Consider the following 24,845-nt stretch of genomic DNA (forward strand, 5'->3'; position numbering starts at 1 on the left):
GCCCCAATGGGGGCTTGCGGCGGGTCACGCTTGAAGCACGCCACCACGGGAACAGCCCGGCGGCGCATCACCGAAATCGTGAGCAAAGGACGACCATGAGTTTCCCGACGGATCGACCCGCGACCTGGTTCGTGACCGGTACCTCCCGCGGTCTGGGCCTGGAGCTGGTCACACAACTGCTCCAGCGTGGCGACCAGGTCGCCGCGACGACCCGTTCCACGGAGCGGCTGCTGGCAGCCCTCGGTGACCGCGTCGACACTTCGCGGCTGCTGCCGCTAACCGTCGACCTGCGTGATGACGAGCAGGTCCGGCAGGCTGTCCGCCAAGCCACGGAGCGGTTCGGCGGGCTCGACGTGGTCGTCAACAACGCCGGCTACGGCTACCTGGCCGCCGTGGAGGAGACGAGTGCCCGCGAGGTTCGCGACATGCTCGACGTCCAGGTCGTCGGGGTGTGGAACGTATTGCGTGCCACGCTGCCGGTCCTTCGCGAGCAGAAGAGCGGTCATGTGGTCAACGTGTCGTCGATTCTCGGGCTGACCGCGGTTCCGGGCTGGGGCCTCTACTGCGCGGGCAAGTTCGCGCTCGAGGGTCTCACCGAAGCGCTGGCCCAGGAGATGACCGACTTCGACGTCAAGGTCACCATCGTCGAGCCCGGCTACTTCCGCACCGATTTCCTCACCACCGACTCGCTCGCGCTGCCCGCCTCGACGACGGATGCGTACCCGGGTCTGCGTGAGATGACCGAGAACCATCTGAAGCTCCAGGGCAACCAGCTGGGCAACCCGGTCAAGGGTGCGGAGGCGATCATCCGCGAGGTTGTCCGCGGCGATGGCCCGCTGCGCCAGCTGCTCGGCTCGGACGCCCACGCCTACGCCGCCGCGAAGGTCGATGCCCTGCGCGCGAACCTCGAGGCCACCGCGCAGACGGCCGACGCCACCGACTTCGCCGACGCCTGAGAATTCGCCGTTTGTCATAGAAAGGAAATCTCCCCCGATGGGTCCGAGCGCGCACAGGTAGCGCCTCTGCCGGCGGGCGTCCAGGGCACGGGGCGCGAGCTTGGGGCGTCGTCGCGGCGGACGACGGCGGGGCCGAGTCCGAGCTGGGTGAAGAAGTGGTCCAACGCGGTGAGGTGGGCGTTGACGGTATTCGACGCGCGGCGCAGCACGGTCTTCATGTGGGTCTGACGGACCCGCTTCAGCGCTGCGGCGTAGGCGGCGTGGATCGTGGTCGCTGCCCCCATTCCACCGCCCGGCGCGCCCTCGACCGAGCGGGCCATGCGCGCCGAGAACATCGAAAGCAACTACGAGTTGATCAAAACGGCTCGAACCCTACGTCCGCCCCGCCGCCGGCCAGTCCGAACTCGCCGACGCCACCCGCGCCGCCCTGACGGCCCACCTGCCCGAGCTCCTGCCCCACGCCGCCGACATCATCGACTACCTCGCCCTGTACTACGGGGTGGAGACCTGACCTGACCTGATCGCGACAGGCGCCCGGGCGCGAGCTGGACCGCACGTCGGCGGAGTCGCGAGCAGTCCGGCTGCCGGTCCTCGGTCGAGCGTCCGCCCAAGAACGCAGAATCCGCGCCGCCGTCCACATCGTGCACGCCCGCAAGTGAGACTCATCGGATACCAGGTTCCCGGCGGGCCCGACCGGGAACCACTGGGGCGAGGGCGTGGGGGACGTGAGGCATTCACCGTTACGTCATCCGAGGAGATCGGGGCGGACCAGCGAACGCCGCCGGCTCGTGTGGCAGGTGGCCATCGATCAACCGCGTGTCTTCAGCACTCCTTGGTAGGGACTTTCCGCCCTGTCCAAGGGCTCGACCTGCTGTGAAGACTGGCCTTCGGCACCATGACCGGCTTCGACCAGACTCATAGGGAGACGACGAATGGCCAAGGCGGAATCCGCTGCGACCGGCATCCCCTCTGGTCTGTCATCGGCAGAGTCGGCGGCGCGGCTGGCACGGGATGGGGCCAACATCCTGCCCGGGAAGCTCCCCGTCCCGCTCTGGCGGCGGGTCGCGGGCCAGCTTCGCGACCCCTTGATCCTCGTTCTGCTCGTGGCGGCGGCGTTGACCGCCGCCACGGGGGACTGGGCCGACATGGCCGTGATCATGCTGGTGATCGTCGTCAACGGTTCGGTCGGCGTGGTGCAGGAGGTCCGCGCCGACCGGGCGATCACGGCCCTGTCGCATCTCACGGCCCCGACGGCGCGTGTGATCCGTGACGGTTCCCAGGCGCAGGTTCCGGCGGCCGGCATCGTCGTCGGGGACCTTCTGGTGCTGGCCGAGGGCGACATCGTTCCGGCTGACGCCGAGGTGGTGGAGTCGGCGGCGCTGCTCGTCGACGAGTCGGCCCTGACAGGCGAGTCGGTGCCCGTGGACAAGGGGTTCGAGGACGTGGTGTCCTCGGGCACCGTCGTGGTACGCGGCCGCGGCCGGGCGGTGGTCACCGCGGTGGGGGTGGCGAGCGCGACCGGGCGCATAGCCTCCCTGATGGCCAAGGGAGCGGGTCTCACCCCGCTGCAGCGACGTCTGATGGGAGTCGGCCGCATGCTGGCCGGCGTCACCGTGCTGTTGTGCGCGGCCGTGCTGGCCCTCGGCCTGCTGCGCGGCCAACCCGTCGAGCTGATGGTCGTGACCGCGATCAGCCTGGTGGTCGCGGCCGTGCCCGAGTCGCTTCCCGCCGTCGTCACCTTGAGCCTCGCGCTCGGAGCCCGCCGGATGGCCGCCCGCAACGCCTTGGTGCGCAGGCTGCCCGCAGTGGAGACCCTGGGCTCGGTCACCGTTCTGGCCACCGACAAGACCGGCACCCTCACCGAAGGACGGATGGTCGTCCAGCGGATCTGGACGCCGTCCGGGGAAGCCACGCTCACCGGCTCCGGCTATGCCCCTGAGGGCGAGATCGTCCGAGACCGGCTTCTCGACGCCGAGGACCTCACCCACCTACTGGTCGCGGCGACGCTGTGCAACGACGCCAGGCTGTCTCAAGATCCCCGTGGAGAGTGGACGGCGCTGGGCGATCCGACCGAAGCGGCCCTGCTCGTGGCCGCCGCCAAACTGGACCTGGACCGGCCGCAGCTGCAACGGCGGTTCCCCAGACTCGCCGAGCGTCCCTTCGACAGCGGCCGAAAGCGTATGAGCACCGCGCACCGGCTCCTTGACGGCCGTGCCCGGGTGATCTGCAAGGGCGCACCCGAGGCGCTGCTGCATCCACCGGTCCTGGTCGACGACGCGGCGCTCCTGGCCCGCGCGGCCGAGCGCGCCGATCAGCTCGCCGAGGCCGGCTATCGGGTCCTGGCCGTCGCGAGGACCGATCTGGACGTCGTTCCGGAAACGGTCGAGGAGAGCGGACTGACGCTGCTCGGGCTGATCGCGATCCTGGATCCGCCGCGCCCCGCCGCGGCCGCCGCCGTGACCGCCTTCAAGCGAGCCGGGATCAGACCGGTCCTGATCACCGGCGACCATCCGGGAACCGCCCGTGCCATCGCCACCAGCCTGGGCATCATCGGCACCGGCGACCAGGTCATCGACTGCCGCGACCCCGGCGAAGCCGGTCAGACCCGCGCCGGCGTCTACGCCCGGGCCACGCCCGAGCAGAAACTCGACATCATCCAGAACATGCGCGAAAGCGGCGACATCCTCGCGATGACCGGAGACGGCGTCAACGACGGACCCGCGCTGCGACGCGCCGACATCGGCGTGGCCATGGGACGGCGCGGAACCGAGGTGGCCCGCCAGGCGGCCGACCTGGTGCTGGTCGACGACAACCTGGAAACCGTGGTGGCGGCCGTCGAGGAAGGCCGCCGGGTCTACGACAACATCCGCCGGTTCCTCGTCTACGGTCTGTCCGGCGGGGCGGCGGAGATAGCCGTCATGCTGCTGGGCCCGTTCGCGGGCCTCGCCCTCCCCCTGCTACCCGCCCAGATCCTGTGGATCAACCTGCTCACCCACGGACTACCGGGTGTGGCCCTTGGCGGCGAGCCCGCCCTGCCGGACACCATGGCGCGGCCACCCCGGCCGCCCGCGCAGAGCATCATGGGGGCCGGACTGTGGCTGCGCGTGATCCGCATCGGCATCGTCCTCACCGCCGTCACCCTCGGCGTCGCCATCTGGGCCTACCACACCGGACGTCCCTGGCAGAGCATGGCCTTCTTCGCCCTCGGCGCCACCCAGCTCGGCGTCGCGATCGGCTCCCGGACCCGCCCTGGATCGCTGGCGAACCCCGCGCTCCTCCTCGCCGTCGCCGGCGCTCTCGTCCTGCAACTCGCGGCGCTCTACCTCCCCCCACTTCGCGGACTCCTCGGCACCGAGCCGCTGGGCATGGCGGACCTGCTCATCGTCATCGCGCTCTCCACCCTCGGCTACGCCGCCGTACGCCTCGACCGGACACTGCACCCGACTCCACCGCGCGGCCCAGGCGATCGGCCAGTGGCCGCCTCACCTCTACATTCGCTCCCTCTGAACCACCAGGCCGACCCGGGCACCCGGTCATGACCGGGTGCGATGGCCGTCACTAGGGGGATCTTCGCCATCTGTCGCGCGAAAGAGTTGCAATCGCTGAGGTCTTACTCCAGAGCACACCGATCATCGCCAGCGATCCGCATGAACGAAACGCGGTCTGGTCAAGGTCTCATGTCGTCTTGATCGAGGACGTGATCCATGGCCATCCGGGGAAGGCTCCTGTCGAAGCTTCGGCGGACGCCGACCTGGTCGTGATCGGAGCCCGTCCGGGGCTGCGAGCCGTGTTCGGGCTGGACGCGACGACCGACACGGTCATCGATCACGCCTTGGCTCCGGTGGCCGTGGCCCGTCCTTGATCTGGACGTGGCACACGAAGAGTCTCTGCGTGGTTCAGGTGTTGGTGCGGGGTGATCGATGAGCGAGCCAGGCGAGGAACCGCGTGCGGGAATCGATCCGACCGAGCGCGTGGAATCACTGCTGCGCGACCTGCGTAGCACCCGGTCTGGGCTTTCCGCTCGTGAGGCGGCGCGCCGGCTGATCCACTACGGTCCGAACGAGCTCCGCCGCCGCGGAGGACGTCGTTGGCCGGGGGAATTGCTCCGGCAGTTCACCCATCCGCTGGCGTTGCTGCTGTGGGTGGCGGCGGTCCTGGCCTGGGTGGCGCAGATCGTCGCGGTCGCGGTGGCGATCCTCGTCATGATCGTGATCAATGCCGTGTTCGCGTTCGTCCAGGAGGTTCAGGCCGAGCGCGCGGTCGAAGCGCTGGCCGCTTACCTACCGCAGAAGGCCAGGGTCGTGCGTGATGGGCGAGTACAGCTGCTACCGGCCGCCGAGTTGGTCCCCGGCGACATCCTGCTGATCGCGGAGGGCGATCGGATCTCGGCTGACGCACGACTGATCGAAGGCGGCGTCGAGGTGGATCCGTCGACACTGACCGGTGAGGCGATGCCGGTGTTCCGCTCCGCGGAGCTCACCGACAGCAAGGTGGAACTGCTGCGGGCCCGGAACCTGGTGTTCTCCGGGACGAGCTGTACCGAGGGCGAGGCCCAGGCGGTGGTCTTCGCGACCGGGATGCGTACGGAGCTCGGACGCATCGCGGCGCTGTCGGAACGCGTCGAGAGAGAGGAGAGCCCGCTGGAAAGCCAGGTCCGCCGGGTGGCGTGGCTCATCGCGGCGATCGCCGTCGTCTCGGGGATCGCGTTCGTTCCGCTGGCGATGATCGGCGCGCACCTACCGCTCGGTGACGCGGTCGTGTTCGCGGTGGGATTGCTCGTCGGCAACGTTCCGGAGGGCCTGCTGCCGGTGATCACCTTGGCGCTGGCGCTGGGAGTGCGCGGGCTGGTACGGCGGGGGGCCGTGGTCAAGCGGCTGAGCGCGGTGGAGAGCCTGGGGGCGACGAGCGTGATCTGCACCGACAAGACCGGCACACTGACGGAGAACCGCATGCGGGTCACGACGGTCTGGACGGCGGCGGGCGCATACGACCTGACCGGCGGTGGAGCTCCGAACATCGCGGGTGATCCGGCGATCAGTGAGATGGCCGCCGTCATGGCCGCCTGCAACAACGCTCAACCGGGCGTCGAAGGCGAGCTGGTCGGCGATCCCACCGAGGTTGCGATGCTCGAGGCTGCGATCACTCTGGGCGAAGCCCGCGACACGGCTCAGCGGCGCCGTCGCAGGCTGCGCCAGTTCCACTTCGACCCGGTTCTGAAACTGATGTCGACGCTCGACGAGCGGGACGCGGACATGTGTGTGGATACGAAGGGAGCCCCCGAGGCCGTCCTTCCACGCTGCACCACCATCCTGGAAAGCGACCGGACACGGGCGCCGATCACTCCGGCGCGGCGCCACGACGTCGAGCGGCTCGTCGACTCCTACGCGCGGCAGGGGCTGCGGGTGCTGGCGGTGGCCGCCCGGCGCCTGCCGGGGCGAGGCGGTCGATCAGGGGTCGCCGTCCCTCCGCCGGCGGCACCCACCGCCGTCGGTGGACATGACCTCCCGGAACGCCGTGAACAGGCCGAACGGGAGCTGACCCTACTCGGGCTGGTGGCCATGCACGACCCACCGCGGCCAGGGGTCGCCGACGCCGTCCGGCACTGCCGTACCGCCGGCATCCGCATCATCGTCGTCACCGGCGACCATGCGCTGACGGCCGCGGCGATCGCGGCTCAGGTGGGGATCGTGGGCGCCCATCCGACAGTGGTGACCGGCGACCGGCTCGCCCGGATGTCTGAGGACGAACTCGATGCGCTGCTGCGCCGGAACCGTCAGCTGATCTTCGCTCGCAGTTCCCCGGAGGCGAAACTGCGCATCGCCGACGCCTTGCGGGCCGAGGGACACGTCGTGGCGATGACCGGCGACGGGGTCAACGACGCACCTGCGCTGCGCCGCGCCGACATCGGGGTGGCGATGGGACGTTCGGGAACCGACGTTGCGCGTGAGGCATCCACCATGGTGCTCACCGACGACAACTTCGCCACCGTCGTCGCCGCCGTGAGGACAGGGCGGCAGGTCTACGACAACATCCGCAAGTTCATCTGCTACATCTTCGCCCACACCACTCCGGAGGTCACTCCGTTCCTGGTGTTCGCCCTGGCAGGCGGTACGGTGCCGTTGCCGCTGACGGTACTGCAGTTGCTGGCCTTCGAGGTCGGCACCGAGACCCTCCCCGCGCTCGCGCTCGGGCGTGAGCCCGCCGAGCCGGGCCTCATGCGACGTCCGCCACGCGCACGCTCCGAGAGCGTCGTCCGCCTGCCGATGCTGCTGCGCGCCTGGCTCTTCCTCGGTGTGATCTGCGCCGTCCTTTCCATGGCCGGATTCTTCTACGTGCTGCTGCGGGCCGGCTGGTACCCCGGAGCGCCCACCGGTCCGGGTACGCGTCTTCACCATGCCTACCGGCAGGCGACCACGATGACGTTCCTCGGCATGATCGCCGGCCAGGTCGGCACCGCATTCGCCGTCCGGACCGAACGCGCTTCCCTGCGCTCGATCGGTGTTGTGTCCAACCCACTGTTGCTGTGGGGGATCGCGTTCGAGCTGGCGCTCGCCGCGATCTTCATCTACGCATCGCCGTTCCAGGCGCTGCTGGGCACCGCGTCGCTGACCTGGGACATGCTGGCCTTCGTCGTCCCGTTCCCGCTGATCGTCTGGGGCGCCGACGAGATCCGCCGGTACGTGCGCCGGCGGGACGGCCGGACGTCCCCGAACGAGCCGGGCGCTCGGTCGGCCACCGTGGTGAGAGGGGAACTTCGGACCAGAGAGAAGTAGGTCTCCTCTTCCTGCCCGAAGTGCGGGGTCAGCACGGCCGCACGCGTGCTCCCGATCATCTTGTGCCGGCGTCAGGAGGGATGGCGTCGGAGGACTCGACGGGGCGGCTCATGCCGGGCCGTCGGACGACCGCGCCTTCCCCGCACCATTCGATCAGGAAAACGGTGGCGTCGTCGCTGGTCCGTCCGCCGCGTTCATCCTTCAGCGTCCGGGACAACCATCGCACCGCCCCTCGGACGCCTTCCCTCGTCTGCTCCATCCGATGGACGCAGTCGATCAGCCGCTCCACACCGAACGGCTGCCCGTCCGCGTCACGCTCCTCGATCACCCCGTCGCTGTAGCACAGCACACGATCACGGCGTCGCAGCTCGAACTCGCGGACTCGAGGCGGCCGGCCGCCGAACCCGATCGGCAGAGTCGTCGGCCCCTCCAGCTGACGGACGACCCTGCGCTCACGGATCAGCAGGGGGGCCGGGTGGCCCGCGTTCACCAGTTCCAGACGTCCCGTGGAAATGTTCAGGTGCATCATCTGCCCGGTGACGAAGTGATCTGGCCCGAACTGATCGGCGATGGCCTGATCCATGAACGCGTACTTCTCCCCGAGGCTGATGCCGGCGCGCCTGGCATGCCGGAAGACGCTGACGGCGACGGTCGCCATCGTAGCGGCGTGCAGATCGTGGCCCATCGCATCGAATACAGCGACGTGCAGGACACTGTCGTTGAGGGCGTAGTCGAAGCTGTCCCCCGCGATGTCGTAGGCGGGCTCCAGGGCTCCGGCCACCTCGACCTGTGGGATGCACATCGCGAGCGGCGGCAGCAGCGACCACTGCATCTCGGCGGCCACACTCATCGGTTGTCGGCGCCGCACCTTGAAGAACTGGTCGGTATAGGACTGCTTGCTGGCGAGCATGCCGGCGACCACGACGCCCAGCCGGCCCAGCAACCGGCGGACGTCGTCGTCGCTGGCGTCAAGAGTGCACCCCAGCACACCCATCTGGTCACTCCCGGCGACCAACGGCAGGTATACCCGCACGCCGTCGGCCCTCGGCACCTCGACAACCCTCCCCTGCAAGAAGGCCGTTCCAGCGGGAGAGTCATCGATCGGCTCCGGTTCGGTGACCGCCAGACCACTTCCCGGCAGCGGCACCAGCAGCTCTTGCGTGTAGTCCTGCAGAAAGATCGTGACCTCGCGGCCGCCCAGCTTGGCCACTTGTTCGGCGACCAGTGGAGCGATCGACTGGGGCGGCAACCGGTGGGCCAGGTCCAGCGGGATCCCCAGCAGCCGTTCACCGAACCCTTCCGAGCGATCCGCTCCGCCTTCGCCAGGCGGCACCCCCTCGATTCCCATGGCCTCGCACCCCTATTGCTTCCTTCCCATCAAACGAGGCTCATTCCCGGGCAGGGCTCACCCGCACTGCGGTGACCTTGTACTCCGGGCACGCCGTGACCGTGTCGGAATGGCTGGAGGTGAGGGTGTTCACCCCGCTGGAGGGGAAATGGAAGGCGCAGAACGCCTGGCCGGGCGACGTCTCCTCGGTGAGTCTCGCGACGAGCTCGGCCCGCCCGTGACGGCTCTCCACGACGACCGGATCGCCGTCACGCAGGCCGAGCCGGGTGGCATCGGCGGGGTGGAGATCGAGCAGATCCACCGTGTCGAGCCGGAGATCATCCGTGCGCCGGGTCATGCTGCCGGAGTTGTAATGCGCCCAGCGTCGCCCGGTGACCAGCACCAGTGGGTAGCTGTGGTCCGGTTCCTCCCCTGGAGGCAGGTAGGGAGGAGAGGCCAGGTGAGCCAGCCCGTCGGGGGTGGCGAACCGCTCGCGGTACAGCCGCCCCTCCCCAGGCGCGCCGGCGTCCGTGCACGGCCACGGAACGGCACCTTCCCTATCCAGCCGCTCGTGGGTCAGCCCGGCGAACACAGGTGCGATTCGGCCGCACTCGGCCAGCGCGTCGGCCGGTGTGCGGCAGCCGAGATCGACGCCGAGTTCCGCGGCGAGTGCGTGGACGACGGCGAAGTCGGGCCGTGCCTCGCCGGGAGGGTCGAGCGCGGGCCGCACCCGCTGGAAACGGCGGTCGAAGTTGACGAAGGTGCCGTCCTTCTCCAACCATGACGCGACGGGGAACACCACGTCGGCGCGGCCGGCGGTCTCCGACAGGAAAAGTTCGTTGCAGACCACAAGTGGGCAGCTGTCCAACGCCTCCGCCACGCGGTCGGCGTCGGGATCGGTCGCGCAAACGTCCTCCCCGATCACCCACAACGCCCTCAGCACTCCCGAGCGCGCCGCAGCGAACATCTCCGGGATCCGCAGGCCCGGCCGCGCGGGCACCGGGACGCCCCAGACCGCCGCGGCCCGCGCCCGCGCCGCCGGATCGCCCAGCTTCTGGTAGCCGGGCAGGGCGTCGGGCAGGGCACCCATGTCGGAGGCTCCTTGCACGTTGTTCTGACCGCGCAGCGGGTTCACCCCGTATCCGATGCCAGGGCCGACCGCGCCGCGCAGGATGGCCAGGTTGGCCAGGGCGCGTACGCCGTCGGTGCCGTGCAGGTGCTCGGTCACGCCGAGCCCGTAGAAGATCGCGGGGCGTTCGGCCCGGCCGTAGAGCCGGGCGGCGGCGACGAGACCGTCCGCGGTGACGCCGGTGATCGCGGCCGCCCGCTCCGGCGGGTAGGCGGCGAGCAGCTCGGTGAGCTCCGGCAGACCGATGGCGTGCTCGCGCAGGAACTCCTGGTCGGTCAGGCCCTCGGCGAGCAGGACATGGGCCAGCCCGTGAAACAAGGCGACGTTGGTGCCGGGCCGGGGCCGCAGGTGCGTGTCGGCGTACCGGGCCAGCCCGACCGCGCGGGGGTCGATGACGATCAGACCCGCCCCGCGCAGGACGCGCTGCAACAGCCGGGCGCCGACCACCGGGTGGGCCTCGGCCGGGTTGGCGCCCACCACCAGCAGGCAGTCGGCCCGCTCCGCGTCCTCGAAGAGATCGGTGCCGCCCGCCAGGCCGAACGAGGCGGTCAGTCCGGCGGCGGAGGGCGCGTGGCACAGCCGGGAGCAGTTGTCGACGTTGTTGGTGCCGATCACCACCCGCATGAACTTCTGGATCAGGTAGTTCTCCTCGTTGGTGGCCCGGGCCGAGGAGATCGCCGCCACCGCGTCCGGGCCGCCTTCGGCGACCGCGGTGCGCATGCCGCGTGCCACATGCTCCAGCGCCTCCGCCCACGACACCGGTTCAAGGCGGCCGTCTCGCCGCAGCAGCGGCCGGGTGAGCCGGTCGGGCGATGCGACGAAGCCGTGAGCGAAACGGCCCTTGACGCACGCGTGGCCGCGATTGACGGGGCCGTCGTGATCGGGCAGGACGGCGGTGATCTCCCCGTTCCGCGTCAGCACCTCCAGCGAGCATCCGACCCCGCAGTAGCCGCAGGTTGTGCGAGTACGCATCGGAGCCGCCCGCGAGGCGCCGACCGGCAGGCCGGGCTCGGTGAGCGCGCCGGTGGGGCAGGTGTCCACACAGCCGCCGCAGGCGACACAGTCGGAGTCCGCCCACGATCCGCCGGTGCCGGGGGCGACCACCGTGTCCGCGCCCCGTCCGGTCAGGGTGAGGGCGAAGGTCCCCTGGACCTCGGCACACATCCGGACGCACCGGCCACAGGCGATGCACAGGTCCCGGTCCAGGTGAACGTAGGGATGACTGTCGTCGCGGCCCCGCTGGTCTTCCGCCTGGGCCGCCTCCGGCCCGATGCCCAGCGTGTGGCAGACCCGGGCCAGCTCGGTCCCCTCAACGCCGGCGGCCAGCGCCCGGGGCGGGAGCGCCGAGACGATCAGCTCGACGGACTCCCGGCGCAGTGCGCGCAGTTCCTCGCTTCGCGCCCCGATCCGCATGCCGTCCCTTGCGGGGGTCACGCAGGCGGCCACCACGTTCCCGCCGACCCTCACCAGGCACGACCGGCAGGAGCCTGCCGGGGTCAACCGATCGTCGTGGCAGAGCGCGGGCAGTTCGACTCCGGCCGCCCGTACGGCGTCGAGCAACGACGCCCCGTCGGCCACCGTGACGGCCATGCCGTCCACGTCGACTCTCACCGCCGGCCCCGCCGGGGCCCGTCATATGCCCCTGGGCCCGTGCTGGAGACGATGCCGCCCCTGAGCGCGACCACCGCGGGCCGTGGCCGGCGCCTCCTGCCGTTCACCGGTCCCACCCCGTGAGCTCGTCACCGTAGGCGCGGGCCAGACTGCGTACGGCGGCCGGTACCCGGCGGCCGAACGCGCACAGACTCGCCTCACCCATCACCCGGAGCAGCCGCGCGTACTCCTCCCCCGGCACGCCGCGCGAGGTGATCTCCAGGCCTCGCCGAGATCCCACGCGGCACGGTGAGCAGGCCCCGCAGCTCTCCGCGGCGGCGAACTCCCACACGTGCCGCAGCACCTCCTCGGGCGCCACCCGGTGATCGAATGCCACCAGACCGGCGTGACCGAGGGCCGCTCCGCGCTCCGCCAGCGCCGCCTCGGTCAGCGGCACATCCAGCTCGTCCGGGGCCAGGAACCCGCCCAGAGGCCCGCCGACCTGCAGCACCGCCAGCTCTTCTCCTTCTCGCAGCCCGCCGCCCAGTTCGGTGACGATGCGTGCCACGGGCGTGCCGAGTTCCACCTCATAGCAGCCGGGCCGGGCGAACCTTTCCGACAAACACACCAGCTTGGTGCCCGTTTCGGCCGGCGTGCCGCGCCGGGCGTACGCCTGGCCGCCGTGCCCGGTGATCCACGGCACGGCGGCCAGCGTCTCGACGTTGTGCACCACGGTCGGGGCGTCCCAGAGCCCGTGCTGCGTGGGATACGGCGGGCGCGGGCGCGCGCATCCCCTGCCCCCCTCCAGACCGGCGATCAGCGCGGTCTCCTCACCCGCCACGTAGGATCCCGCCCCTTCCACGATCCGGACATCCAGATCGACGGCGCTGCCGTGGACCGCCCTCCCCAGATGCCCCTCCTCGTACGCCCGCCGGGTCGCCTCCCGCATCCGCGCCAGAGCACCCGGGTACTCCGAACGCACCAGCACAAGCCCCGTGCGGGCGTGGCAGGCGAAGCAGGCCAGAGCCAGCCCTTCCAGCACCCGCTGCGGATCGAGCTCCATCAGCAGCCGGTCGGCGTAGGACCCCGGATCGCCCTCGTCACCGTTGGCCACCACGACCGTCTCCGGCGAGCCGCCCGCCGCGGCCCACTTGGCCGCCACAGGGAACCCTGCCCCACCCCGCCCGCGCAGCCCCGAGGCCTCCACTTCCGCGCGCACTCGCCCTGGCGCACTTCCGCGCACCGTTTCCGGCCACATCCGCCAGGAAGGCTGCCCGGCGACGATCCCGGCGAGCAGTACGGGATCACCTGTCACGTCGGCGGCGGGGATGGCGGGGGCTCGGGCAGGAACGCGACCACACAGCTGGCCGGCGAGGTCCGCACCCGTACAGGGCGTGTCACCGTCGAGACAGGCCGGGCTCGCGTAGCAGAACCCCAGGCAGCGCACGGTCTGCAGCGACACGGCCCTCACCGGTTCGGCGCCGTCGGCCACGGCGCCGAGCGCGTCCTCGACCTCGGCGACGTGCCGTCCGCCGCGCGCCGCGAAGCACGCCGCGGCCGCACAGACCCGTACGTGACGCCGGGCGCGCGGGACCGCGAGATCGGCGTAGTAACCGGCCGGGCCCAGGCCGGCCGCCGCGGGCAGGCCGAACCGTCCGGCGACTTCGGGCGCCCAGCGTCGCGCGCCGCCGGGCGCACTGATCGCGGCATCGGCAAGGGCGTCCAGCAACCGGACGCCCGGACGTCCACGCCGGTCCGCCAGCGCCCGAAACGCGTCGAAGCGACCATCGGGCCTCATAGCCCCATCATCCGCGTGGCACTCAGCCCCGATGAGGATGAGATCCCGGCTTGGACAACTCTTGGGCTTCCACTGCCGGATCGAGACCCTGCTCGGCGCCCTCACCGCGCCGGCCGGCATCCATGCCGCTCTCGCCGTCTCCTCCAGTGACAACAGGCCCTGGCCGCAGGGGTAGTAGGCCTCTGAATTGCGCGTCATCCATGACGCAGGCTCGAATCATGCTTCGCTGCGAGGACGACGGATGCGATGTGCTCCTGCGTGACGGCGGGATCGCGCACGTCCGGCCGTTGCGGGTGTCCGATCGGGACGCTCTGCACGCGCTGGTGAGCCGGTCATCCGAGCGCTCGGCATACCTGCGGTTCTTCACCGGCGGGCTCGGCACGGCCCGCGCCCACATGGATCACCTGCTCGGCCCTGCGTACCGCGGTCATGCACTGGTGGCACTTGTCGCCGGCCGGGTGGTCGGGGTCGCGGAGTACGTCCCCGACGTTCATCGTCCCGAGGCCGACATCGGGATCCTGCTTGATGACCAGGTACACGGTCTTGGACTCGGCACCCTGCTGCTGGAGCACATCGCCCTCGACGCCTCCCAACGGGGGATCGAGCGGCTGACGGCCAACGTCCTCGCGGGCAACCGGCCGATGCTGCAGGTACTCGGTGACCTGGGCCTGCCGGTCGAACGGCGATGCCGGCAGGGCGAGATCGAATTGCGTATCGGCCTGCATCCCACGGCTGATCTGCTGGAGCAGATCGAAAGGCGAGCGCACGAGGCCGAACGCAACTCCCTGGCCTACATGTTCTCCCCTGCTTCGGTCGCCGTCGTAGGGGCCGGCCGGAACTCGGCGAGTGTGGGACACCGTGTACTGCGCAACCTGATCGACGGCGGCTTCTCCGGACCCGTGCATCCAGTGAACCCCGGCGCCGCGCAAGTGTGCGGCCTCCCGGCCTACCCCACCGTGTCGGCCGTACCGGGACCAGTAGAGCTCGCCGTGATCGCGACCCCGGCCGGCACGGTGCCCGAGGTCGCCAGGGATTGTGCGCGACACGGTGTCCGAGGTCTGGTCGTGGTGAGCGCAGGATTCGCGGAAGCCGGGAACAAGGACCTGGAAGATCGGTTGCTCAGGATCTGCCGAGAGGCGGGGATGCGCCTGGTGGGTCCGAACTGCCTGGGCATTGCGAACACCGCCGCTGCACTGAACGCCGGCTTCATGCCCAGCCTGCCGTCTGAAGGCCGGCTGGGGCTGATGTCGCAGTCGGGCGCAGTGGCGGTCGCCCTGATCGAGCGAGCCCGCGAGCTGGGACTCGGCGTCTCCTCGTTCGCCTCTGTGGGGAACAAGGCCGACGTCAGCGGCAACGACCTGCTCGAATACTGGGAGGACGATCAGGCCACCGGCGTCATCGCCATGTACATGGAGTCCTTCGGCAACCCGCGCCGCTTCGGCCGCATCGCCCGCAGAGTCAGCGCACGCAAACCGATCATCGTCGTCAAGAGCGGGCGCAGCGCGTCCGGCGGCCGTGCCGTCCGGTCGCACACCGCCGCCGCCGCGACGCCCGACAGAGCAGTGGACGCACTGCTCCGGGCGTCGGGGGTGATCCGCGAGGACAGCGTCCAGGACATGCTCGACACCGCCAGACTGCTGGCCTTCCAGCCCCTGCCCACCGGGCGGCGGGTCGCGATCGTGGGCAACTCCGGCGGTCCGGAGGCCATCATGGCCGACGCCTGTGAGCAGCAAGGACTTTGCGTCCCGGAACTCTCCACCGTCACGCAGGACGCCTTGAGAACGCGTCTTCGCGCGGCCGCGGCCGTCGGCAACCCTGTCGACCTGACCGCCGGCGGCGACGCCGGGGAGTTCGCCGCGGCGATCGAGATCGTCCTGGCCGATCCCGGGGTCGACGCCCTGTTCGCCGTCTACACGCCCCCGTTCGGCTCGGGTCTGGCGGCGACGCGAGATGCCGTCGGGACCGCCACGGCGGGGTCGGTCAAGACCGTGCTCGCCTGCGTCATGGGGCGTGACGGTCTCATCGACGGCCGGATTCCCTGCTATGCCTTTCCCGAGCAGGCGGTCCACGCCTTGCGTCGTGCCGCCGACTACGCCGCCTGGCGAAACCGCCCCTCTGAGCCGCCGGAGAGAACCGGCGGAGCGGACCTCAAGAGGGCTCGGGCGATCATCGAGCAGGACCTGGCGGCGTACCCGCAAGGACGCTGGCTCGACACTCCTCTCGCCACGAGGCTGCTGTCGTACTACGACATCTCGGTCGCCGATTCCGTGACGGTCGACGGCCCTGAGACCGCGGCCGAGGCCGCCGCCTGGGTCGGACTTCCGGCGGTCGTCAAGGCCACCGGGCCGGAGATCGTGCACAAGACCGATGTCGGGGGCGTCCGGCTGGGCCTGCGCAAGCCGGAGGAGGTCCGGCAGGCGTACCGGGAGTTGGCCGAGCGAATCGGCCCTGCCATGACCGGCGCCGTCGTACAGCACATGATGACCGGCGGCCTTGAGATGATCGTCGGTGGCGTCGCGCACGAGGCGTTCGGGCCTCTCATCATGGTCGGTCTCGGCGGCACCATCACCGAGCTTCTCTCCGACCGCGCCTTCCGGGTGCCGCCGATCAGCGACGCTGAGGCCGCACGAATGATCGGAGAGCTTCGATGCGCACCGCTGCTCTCCGGCTATCGAGGAAGTCCTCCCCTAGACGTGAAGGGACTGAAGAACCAGATCGTGCGGCTCGGTCATCTCATGGACGACCTGCCGGAGATCGCCGAGGTCGATCTCAACCCCGTCATCGTCACACCGACCGGTGTCACAGCGGTGGACGCGCGCGTCCGGCTGGCGCCCGACGCCGGAAGGCCGTCCCTGTTCCGCCGAAGACTGCGCTGAACCGTGGGGGCCGGCCAAGACCGCCGGTCCATCGGACATTCCCTTGCCGTCGACCGGAGGACCACCTGACAGCTGGGTATATCTGGAAAGCAGGCCGTTGGAGCTACAAGGGACGCATTCCTCCGCGGGTCTGACGACATGCCATCGCCGAACCAGTGCGCCATGACTGGGGCGCATGTCTTCGGCATCCACTTCGACGGGGGCATGATGCTCACAAGACGAGAGTTCCTGAGAAATGGGGCGAGCGGTGCCGTGCTCCTCGTCTCTGGCACGATCCCGTACCTGGGCGGAGCGGCGGCCGGCCTGATGAATCCGGCGTCGATCGCCAAGTACGTCACGCCACTGGCCATCCCACCGGTGATGCCGTCCCTGGCCTCGGCAGACGGCGCCGGCGACCGGTATGTGATCGGTGTACGGCAGTTCCGGCAGCAGATCCTGCCTCCTGGAAACCCGCCCACCACCGTCTGGGGGTACGGCTCGGTCCATCACCCCCGGACCTTCAGCAGCCCGGCATTCACCCTGGAGGCCACCGCCGGCCGCCCGGTACAGGTCGAATGGGTCAACGAGCTGGTAGACGGCGGCGGAAACTATTTGGGGCACCTGCTGCCGGTTGACCCCACCTTGCACTGGGCCAACCCACCCGGCGGAAGGACGGGGCGGGATTCGCGGCCCACGTTCACCACCACCCCCGGCCCCTATCGCGGACCGGTCCCGATCATCACCCACCTGCACGGCGGCGACAGCGTCGACCGCTATGACGGCCACCCCGAGGCGTGGTACCTGCCGGCGGCGCGGAACCTCCCGGCGGGATACGCGACGGAAGGCAGGCAGTACGCGGATTTCGGCGCGGAATCCGTCGACCGGGACGGCACGCGGTGGCATTCCGGCTCGGCCGTCTTCCGGTACGACAACGACCAGCGCCCGGCCACGATGTGGTACCACGACCACACCCTGGGGATCACCCGGCTCAACGTCTACGCCGGGATGGCCGGCTTCTACCTCCTGCGGGGCGGCCCGGACGACCTTCCACCGGGCGTCCTGCCGGGACCGGCGGCCGCGGAGCGCAACGATGAGCGGACACGCCACCACGAGATCCCGATCGTCGTCCAAGACCGGTCCTTCACCGCCGACGGCTCGCTCCTCTATCCGGTGAGCCGCAACCTGTTCGACCGTCTCCCCGGCCCTTACATCCCGCACAGCGACCTGCCGCCCATCTGGAACCCGGAATTCTTCGGCGACACCATGATGGTCAACGGCCGCACCTGGCCTTTCCTGGCCGTCGAGCCGCGCCGCTACCGCCTCCGCTTCCTCAACGGGTGCAACGGCCGGGTCCTGGACATGAAACTCGTCACCAACCCGGTGGCCAGGCGTCCGGCGAGCCCGGTCCTGCCCTTCTGGCAGATCGGGTCGGACGGCGGGTTCCTGCCGAAGCCCGTGCGGCTGGCCCGCCTTCTGCTCGCTCCGGCCGAGCGGGCCGACGTGATCGTCGATTTCGCCGCCTTCCCGGCGGGCACGAAGCTCTACCTCATCAACGAGGCTCCCGACGGCCCGTTCCGAGGGGACCCGCGGGACCGGCCGGCCGATCCCGCGACCACGGGCCAGGTGATGAAGTTCGTGGTACGACCGCTCGCCGGGCGGGACGGGACGGTGCCGCCAGACCAGCTCACGCTCCCCTCGTTCACGCCGGTCGGCACGGCGAGCAGGACGCGCAGAGTGGCGCTGCTGGAAAGGAACTCAGCGGTGGTCGACAACGCGGGACCGGTAGCGGCCCTGCTCGGCACCATGGAGGGAGGCGTGAAGGCGAGGATGTGGAGCGACCCCATCACCGAGAACCCGGCGGTGGGCGCCACCGAGGTCTGGGAGATCCACAACTTCACCAAGGACGCCCACCCCATCCATGTCCACGAGGTCGAGTTCCAGGTCGCCGACCGCCGGCCGTTCAACGGCACCGCCCGCCCGGCCGAGCAGTCCGAGACGGGATACAAGGACACGGTGATCGCCTACCCGAACCAGATCACCAGGATCCGCATGACGTTCGACCGCGCCGGCCTGTACGTGTGGCACTGCCACGTCCTCGAACACGAGGACAACGAGATGATGCGCCCCTACCGCATCGGCGACTGACGATGCGGCGTCGCCAGACCAGCGCCCCGCACTGTCAGGCGGAGTTATCCACAGTTTCCACAGACTCGTACACAGGTTCGAATACGATCTCCATGGGCGCCGGCGGGACCGGCGCAGGGGTGTGCAGGACGATGGCGTAGTCGTCGGTGCCGTGCGGGCCGGCATCGGGGCGGACCTTGAGATGGCCTGCGGCTCCAGCTACGGCGGAAGGCCCGGTAAGCGGGTCGAGAGCCCGCAAACAGGAATGAGCGGGAGCAGCCCCCGCCGTCTCGTCCACGGTGCTCGCGATCAAGGACATGGCCATCGGAGAGAACGCCGGGCCGTGACCGGCCTCGACCGACCCGAACCACGAAATATGCGACTTAATCGAGGATTCGGACGTCGTTGACGAGTGGGCGTGTGGAGCGTCGCCGCACTACTGCCGAACAGGCGCGGAGCCCGTCAGCGTTCTATGTCCCATCTGAACGCCGCGGCCCCGTGGGTCGCGCCTTCGCGGAGGTAGAAGCGATGCGCCTCGGCTCGTGCGACGCCGGACTCCAGGAAGACGTAGTCGGCGCCGTGATCTTGTGCCCACGTCCTGGCGGTCGTCAGCAGGGCGGCGCCGACGCCTCGGGAGCGCCATTCGGGGTGCACCGCGAGGTCCTCGATCGAGGCCCGGCGACCGAACCGCACCGACAGGATGTCCAGATAGACGCTGGCCACTCCGACCAATCGATCCTGATGCGAGCGCGCTTCGAACAGCGCGGCGTTCTCGTCGGCCAGGACCTGGGCGGTGCGCTCGACGGCGCGGTCGCGGTCCCAATCTGGGGGACGGCTGCCGGGCGGGGCGAAGAGCCACTCAAGCCCCGTCACGAACTCGGCCTCGGCGCCTGGCTGGGACCGTCGAACCTGGATGTTCATCGGAGCCTCATCGGGGTGCGCCGGCCGGATCGGCTGGGCGGTCTCGGAGCCGGAGGGACGTCGGGAACCCACCGCCGAACATCGGCACGCCGGCGTCCGGTGGGCACCATCTCGCTCCTCACTCACGTGGAATGGGCGCGCCCACGTTAGCGCACGGCGCGATGCCGCACCTGCGCATCCTGGCACCGCGCTGATCGCCGTCCGGCCGGTCATTCCTCGTCGAGGGCCTGCAACCGGGTGGTGAGGTCGCTCGCGAAGCGCTCGAGAAGGCTGCCGAAGGCCCGGCGATCCTGCTCGGACCAGCCTGCGAGGGCGTCGCCGAACCAGTTGAGGACGGTCTGCAGGTAGCGGCCGACGACGGCGGCTCCCTCGGGCGTCTGCTCGATCAACCGGGCCCGCTGGTCGTGCGGATCCGGGACCCGGCGCGTCAGGCCGCGCCGCTCCAGCTCATTCAACTGCCGGGTGACGTGCGGTCCTACGACCTGCATGCGCGTGGCGATCTCGCCGACGCGCAGCGGGTGGGCGGCCATCTGCAGCGTGACCAGGACCGACATCGCGGGCCGGTCCAGGGCGACACCGGCCGCATCCATGGCGCGTTCGATGAGCCGGCTGCGGTTCAGCACGTTGCCCAGTTGCATCAGGCGGGGCAGCACCGCGAGCACGTCGAGTTCGCCGTCGTCCGCGTCGTCCGCGTCGTCCGTGGTCGACGATCGTGTGTCAGCCATCACACTCCATTAGATACCTAAGTTAGGTATATAGTTACTCCAGGGCCCCGGGAACCGAGCACCTGCCCGTACCCGGGGAAAGGCTACCTAAGGTAGCTATCCATTATGGAGGAGGAGCGAATGAGCACAACGTCGAAGGGCCGGGTGCTGATCTCCGGGGCGAGCATCGCCGGGCCCGCGCTGGCCTACTGGCTGCACCGGTACGGCTTCGAGGTCACGGTCGTCGAGAAGGCGGGCGCGGTGCGCGGCGGCGGGTATCCCATCGACATCCGCGGCACCGCGCTCGAGGCCGTCCGGCGGATGGGCGTGCTTCCCGCCCTCCAGGCGGCTCACATCAACACCCGGCGGATCACCTTCCTCAACCCGGACGGCAGCGTGATCGCCGCCGTCGACGCCCAGTCCATGGCGGGCGGGGCCGAGGTCCGCGACCTGGAGGTGCGCCGCGGCGACCTCACCGAGATCCTCTACGACACCATCCGCGACGAGGTCGAGTTCTTGTTCGACGACACCATCACCGCCCTCGACGCCCGCGCGGACGGCGTCGACGTCACCTTCCGCGGCGGGGGCCGGCGCACGTTCGACGTGGTCGTCGGCGCCGACGGACTCCACTCGCACACCAGGGGCCTCGTCTTCGGTCCCGAGGCGCGGTTCCACCGGTATCTCGGGTACTGCTTCGCCGGCTTCACCATGAGCAACGACCTGGGGCTCTCGCGCGAGGGCGTCATGTGGAACACCCCGGGCCGGTCAGCGGCTCTCTACGCCGTCGGCGACGGCGACACGGTGCACGGGTTCCTGAGCTTCAGCCGGGCGGAACCGCCGTTCGAGGCCTTCCGGGACCCCGACGCGCAACGCGACCTCGTCGCGTCGATCTTCGCTGACGACCAGTGGGAGGTCCCGCGCCTGGTCGCGGCCATGCGCACGGCCGACGATCTCTTCTTCGACGTCGTCAGCCAGATCCGGATGCCCCGGTGGTCCGCCGGCCGGGTCGCCCTCGTCGGCGACGCCGCCCACGCCCCCTCGTTCCTCACCGGACAGGGGTCGAGCCTCGCCCTCGTCGACGCCTACCTGCTCGCCGGGGAACTGGCTACGAACCGCGACCACGTGGCCGCGTTGAACGCCTACGAACAGCGTGCCCGAGCGTTCGTCGAGATGAACCAGGCACTCGTCAGGGAAGGCGACGCCACCCTCTTCCCCGGTACCGACGAAGCCCTGGCGCGACGCAACCGGATGCTGCGCGGCCTGACCGTCATGCCCGCCGGGGAGGGGCGACCCGAACACTCGGCGCTCACCCTCCCGGACTTCGCCGGCACCCGGCCGGCAGGCATACCGGCCACTTAAGGGTCCGGTGGTGGCGGGTGGCTTCGTGCCGAGGGCGGGCGGGAGCCGGCCGCGCAGTAGGCCGAGATCACATGTTCCAGCACCCGGCAGACGGGCTCCACGCCGAACCGGTCGCGGTGGGCGCCGGCGCGGGCGCCGGTCAGACCGTCGTGTTATCGTTCGGGCGACGTACGAAAGCCACAGCCTGGTAGGTAGTCCGGGCGGCGCCTGGCCATGGCGCCCGTACAAGTGCCCGATCGGGCCACCGGTGCGTCCTTTGTCGAACCACTCAGCAAAGGGCCACTCATGTCCACACTCGGTAAAGTGCTCATCATCGGCTCCGGCCTCGGCGGCCTGACGCTCGCGCGGTCCCTGCGGGGCGGCGCGATCGACGTCGCCGTCTTCGAACGCGACGCAAGCCCGTGGGACCGGCCCCAGGGCTACCGCCTCCATCTCGACGACGACGCCGTCAATGCCGCCCGCGAAGTGCTCCCCGGCCATCTGATCGCGCTGTTCGAGGCGACCTCGCAGTTCACCGAGCCCTTCACCGCGATCCTGAGTACGGATCTGTCCGTCGTCAAGCGTCTGCCCTCCCACGACGACCACGGGGACCACGGGGACGTCTGGCCCGACCGCGGGAACAGCGTCCACGCGAACGTCGATCGCGCCACACTGCGCCAGATCCTCATGTCCGGCCTCGATGACGTCGTCCACTTCGGCAAGAAGCTGGAGCGCTACGAGAACACCGCGGACGGCGTCACCGCGTACTTCAGCGACGGCACCACCGCGCACGGAGACGTCCTCGTCGGCGCGGACGGCGTCCGCTCGGCCGTGCGCGCCCAGCGCGCCCCGCGCCTGACCACCGTCGACGCGGGCATCACCGCCATCTACGGACGGCTGCCCCTGGACGCCGCCCGGCTGCGCGTACCCGTGGAAGCCCTCACGGACATCTTCGCCATCGCCTCCGACGACCGGAAGGTGTTCCTCGGTCTGGGCTCGGTCCGATTCCCCACCGCGCCCGCGAAGGCCGCGGCGCACTGGTCACCGGGCACCGCCATGCGCGATCAGGACGACTACGTCGTGTGCGTCGTCGGCGGACGCCACCGGTTCTTCCCCGGCGCCGACGACCTGTCCGGGGAACGACTGCGCGACCTCGCGGCCGGCACGGTGGCGGACTGGCACGGCCAGGCCGCCGACCTCGTCCGCCAGGGCGACGCCGAGGCGTTCTTCCCGGTCCGCATGCACACCAGCGTTCCCGGCAGCCTGGACGCGCCCACCAACGTCACGCTTCTGGGAGACGCCGTCCACGCCATGACGCCCACCCTGGGACGGGGCGCCAATCTCGCCATGCGCGACGCCGCCCTGCTGGGCCGCGCGCTGCGCGCCGTCGCCGCCGGAGACGGCGAGCTCGGCGAAGCCCTGTCCCGCTACGAGCGCGACATGACCGCGTACGGGTTCTCCGTCGTGCGCGAGGCCGCGCGGATCGGCGAGCAGCGCATGGCGCAGAACCCGCTGCCCGCGTGAGCGGCTGTTCACGCCGCCGAGCTGCCCGAGCTGCGTGATGAGCGACCAGCACTCACGGAGATAGCCGTTTCAGCGGTGTTGGCGTTCTTTGTTCTTAATCATCCTGCTTGTCGTTCAAGTCGCGTTCAGGGCGCCCTCCGAGACTGCTCGTCGCACCCGAGGTAGTGGACGAAAGGCGTCACGATGCAAGACAGGCAGATTGAGGACCCCGAGGGCACGGGAGTCTCCCGGCGCCAGTTGGCCAAGTTCGTCGGCCTCGGGGCGACGCTGGTCGCCGCGAACTCGGTCATGGGCGCCGGTCCGGCGGCGGCCGACGACGATGACGAGCGCCAAGGCCAGAGCCGCGGCAACGACCGCGCCCGCATCTGGCGGGCCGGCGACCACCATGTGCATTCGGAGTACAGCGGGAACTACGACACCTCCACCAATCCGCCGAAGTTCATCAAGGGCGCCGACGCGGTGTACCCGATCGTCACCAACGCGATCATGGCGAAGAACTTCGGCCTGACCTGGGCGATGTGCACCGACCACGGCGGGCCGACCCACTCGAAGGTGAACCTGGAGCAGGCCTACCCCGACCTCCTGCGCTCCCGCCGCCTGGTTCCCGAGGTGCTGCAGTTCTGGGGCATGGAGTTCGACGCCCCGGCACTGGACCACCACACCCTGATGATCCCGCACCACGACGGCGAGGCGCAGCAGCTGTTCGAACTGGAGAGCCGCTTCGCCAAGAACGACCCCTTCCCCGCCGACCCCGGCCGCGACACCGAAGCCAAGATGATCGAGTTCCTGACGGCCGCGCAGGCCATGCCGCACAAGCCGCTGGTCCTCGCCCACCACGCCTCGCGCTCAGCGACCGGCCTGGGCGTCTACGGCCAGGACACGCCCAAGGAATTCCGCAACGGCAACAACATCGCGCCGGACATCTACGTCGGCTTCGAGGGCGCGCCCGGCCACCAGGCCGGCCCGCTCAACGGCGGCGCGCGCGGCGGGTACGGCAACCACCCCACCTACGGCGGCTTCGACCAGATGACCGCCCGCGTCGGCGGCCTGTGGGACTCGCTGCTCGGCGAGGGCCGGCGCTGGTGGATCACCGCCACCTCCGACTCGCACGTGCACTGGACCCGCGGCGGCTCGGACTTCTGGCCGGGCGAGTACAGCAAGACCTACGTGCACGCCCGGCAGGACTACGCCGACATCATGGACGGTCTGCGCAACGGGCGGATCTGGGTCACCACCGGCGACCTGATCACCAGCCTCGACCTCACCGCGAGCGGCCAGGGCCGCGAGGCGGCGATGGGCGAGACCCTGACGGTCAGCCGCCGCAACCGCGCCGACGTCGACATCGAGATCCGATTCCGGCCGCTCAACGGCAAGAACGGCAACGGCGAGCGTCCCGAAGTGCGTCGCGTCGACCTGATCGTCGGCCAGGTCACCGGCCCCAACGCCAACCTCGGCGCCGACACCAACCCCACCACCAAGGTGGCGGCGCGGTTCGGCCCCCGCGACTGGCGCCGGTCCGGCCAGGACTACGTCATCAAGTACACCCTCCGCGACGTGGAGGGCGACTGCTACGCCCGGGTGCGCGGCACCAGCACCGACGAGCAGGAGCCGCTCGCCGACGGCAAGGAGAGCCCGTGGGAGGACCTGTGGTTCTACTCCAACCCCGTCTTCGTACGGATCCGCTAGCAACCCGCTGATCGGCCCACGGGCGTCGCGCCCGCCGGGCCGGATCATCGGCGTATGACGTGACCTCCGCACCCCGCGGAGGTCACGTCATACGCGCGGTGGAGTGAACCTTTCACCGAG

The 24,845-nt window shown here is 70.2% G+C and carries 15 protein-coding genes; 9 read left to right on the top strand and 6 right to left on the bottom strand.

All coding sequences use genetic code 11. The features are described 5' to 3' along the window. Nucleotides 1-95: 95 nt before the first annotated feature. Nucleotides 96-956: an SDR family NAD(P)-dependent oxidoreductase gene (locus tag ACFO60_RS20255; protein ID WP_380842186.1), complete on the top strand. Its 861-nt coding sequence runs from the start codon at nucleotides 96-98 to the stop codon at nucleotides 954-956. 14 nt (nucleotides 957-970) lie between these two features. Here ACFO60_RS20255 and ACFO60_RS20260 read toward each other — a convergent pair whose 3' ends face one another. After that, complete coding sequence (locus ACFO60_RS20260; protein ID WP_380842189.1) at nucleotides 971-1,300, bottom strand: hypothetical protein; 330 nt, start codon at nucleotides 1,298-1,300, stop codon at nucleotides 971-973. Nucleotides 1,301-1,888: 588 nt separating this feature from the next. On the opposite strand from ACFO60_RS20260, the gene ACFO60_RS20265 reads away from it, so the two are divergent. The 3 genes from ACFO60_RS20265 (at nucleotide 1,889) to ACFO60_RS20275 (ending at nucleotide 7,729) form a co-directional block, all read left to right on the top strand. Continuing rightward, entirely contained in the window at nucleotides 1,889-4,495 is a 2,607-nt protein-coding gene (locus tag ACFO60_RS20265) for a cation-translocating P-type ATPase (RefSeq protein WP_380842191.1), read from the top strand. A gap of 92 nt (nucleotides 4,496-4,587) precedes the next feature. Then, nucleotides 4,588-4,818: a universal stress protein gene (locus ACFO60_RS20270; protein ID WP_380842344.1), complete on the top strand. Its 231-nt coding sequence runs from the start codon at nucleotides 4,588-4,590 to the stop codon at nucleotides 4,816-4,818. Between the two features lie 58 nt (nucleotides 4,819-4,876). Beyond that, complete coding sequence (locus tag ACFO60_RS20275; protein ID WP_380842193.1) at nucleotides 4,877-7,729, top strand: cation-translocating P-type ATPase; 2,853 nt, start codon at nucleotides 4,877-4,879, stop codon at nucleotides 7,727-7,729. A 55-nt stretch (nucleotides 7,730-7,784) separates the two neighbouring features. Here the strand turns inward: ACFO60_RS20275 and ACFO60_RS20280 are convergent, their stop codons facing one another. The 3 genes from ACFO60_RS20280 to ACFO60_RS20290 form a co-directional block, all read right to left on the bottom strand. Next, entirely contained in the window at nucleotides 7,785-9,077 is a 1,293-nt protein-coding gene (locus ACFO60_RS20280; RefSeq protein ID WP_380842196.1) for a PP2C family protein-serine/threonine phosphatase, read from the bottom strand. A gap of 40 nt (nucleotides 9,078-9,117) precedes the next feature. Next, entirely contained in the window at nucleotides 9,118-11,796 is a 2,679-nt protein-coding gene (gene fdhF, locus ACFO60_RS20285) for a formate dehydrogenase subunit alpha (protein WP_380842198.1), read from the bottom strand. A 103-nt stretch (nucleotides 11,797-11,899) separates the two neighbouring features. Beyond that, a complete protein-coding gene (locus ACFO60_RS20290) occupies nucleotides 11,900-13,573 on the bottom strand; it encodes an NADH-ubiquinone oxidoreductase-F iron-sulfur binding region domain-containing protein (RefSeq protein WP_380842200.1) in 1,674 nt (557 codons plus the stop codon). A gap of 146 nt (nucleotides 13,574-13,719) precedes the next feature. Here ACFO60_RS20290 and ACFO60_RS20295 point away from each other — a divergent pair, with 146 nt between their 5' ends. Next, entirely contained in the window at nucleotides 13,720-16,449 is a 2,730-nt protein-coding gene (locus tag ACFO60_RS20295; protein ID WP_380842202.1) for a GNAT family N-acetyltransferase, read from the top strand. A 162-nt stretch (nucleotides 16,450-16,611) separates the two neighbouring features. Continuing rightward, a complete protein-coding gene (locus ACFO60_RS20300) occupies nucleotides 16,612-18,573 on the top strand; it encodes a multicopper oxidase family protein (RefSeq protein ID WP_380842205.1) in 1,962 nt (653 codons plus the stop codon). A 441-nt stretch (nucleotides 18,574-19,014) separates the two neighbouring features. Here ACFO60_RS20300 and ACFO60_RS20305 read toward each other — a convergent pair whose 3' ends face one another. Continuing rightward, nucleotides 19,015-19,473: a GNAT family N-acetyltransferase gene (locus tag ACFO60_RS20305; protein ID WP_380842207.1), complete on the bottom strand. Its 459-nt coding sequence runs from the start codon at nucleotides 19,471-19,473 to the stop codon at nucleotides 19,015-19,017. A gap of 209 nt (nucleotides 19,474-19,682) precedes the next feature. After that, nucleotides 19,683-20,198, bottom strand: a complete 516-nt coding sequence (locus ACFO60_RS20310; protein WP_380842209.1) for a MarR family winged helix-turn-helix transcriptional regulator — start codon at nucleotides 20,196-20,198, stop codon at nucleotides 19,683-19,685. Nucleotides 20,199-20,318: 120 nt separating this feature from the next. Here ACFO60_RS20310 and ACFO60_RS20315 point away from each other — a divergent pair, with 120 nt between their 5' ends. The 3 genes from ACFO60_RS20315 to ACFO60_RS20325 all read left to right on the top strand — a co-directional run bounded on the left by ACFO60_RS20315 (nucleotide 20,319) and on the right by ACFO60_RS20325 (nucleotide 24,725). Beyond that, nucleotides 20,319-21,536, top strand: coding sequence for an FAD-dependent monooxygenase (locus ACFO60_RS20315; RefSeq protein ID WP_380842211.1), 1,218 nt, complete (start codon nucleotides 20,319-20,321; stop codon nucleotides 21,534-21,536). Nucleotides 21,537-21,821: 285 nt separating this feature from the next. Continuing rightward, complete coding sequence (locus ACFO60_RS20320; protein WP_380842214.1) at nucleotides 21,822-23,039, top strand: FAD-dependent oxidoreductase; 1,218 nt, start codon at nucleotides 21,822-21,824, stop codon at nucleotides 23,037-23,039. Nucleotides 23,040-23,222: 183 nt separating this feature from the next. Continuing rightward, nucleotides 23,223-24,725, top strand: coding sequence for a CehA/McbA family metallohydrolase domain-containing protein (locus tag ACFO60_RS20325; RefSeq protein WP_380842216.1), 1,503 nt, complete (start codon nucleotides 23,223-23,225; stop codon nucleotides 24,723-24,725). Nucleotides 24,726-24,845 lie beyond the last annotated feature (120 nt).

This window comes from Sphaerisporangium dianthi, from assembly GCF_042654065.1.
In the GTDB taxonomy this organism is placed as follows: domain Bacteria; phylum Actinomycetota; class Actinomycetes; order Streptosporangiales; family Streptosporangiaceae; genus Sphaerisporangium; species Sphaerisporangium dianthi.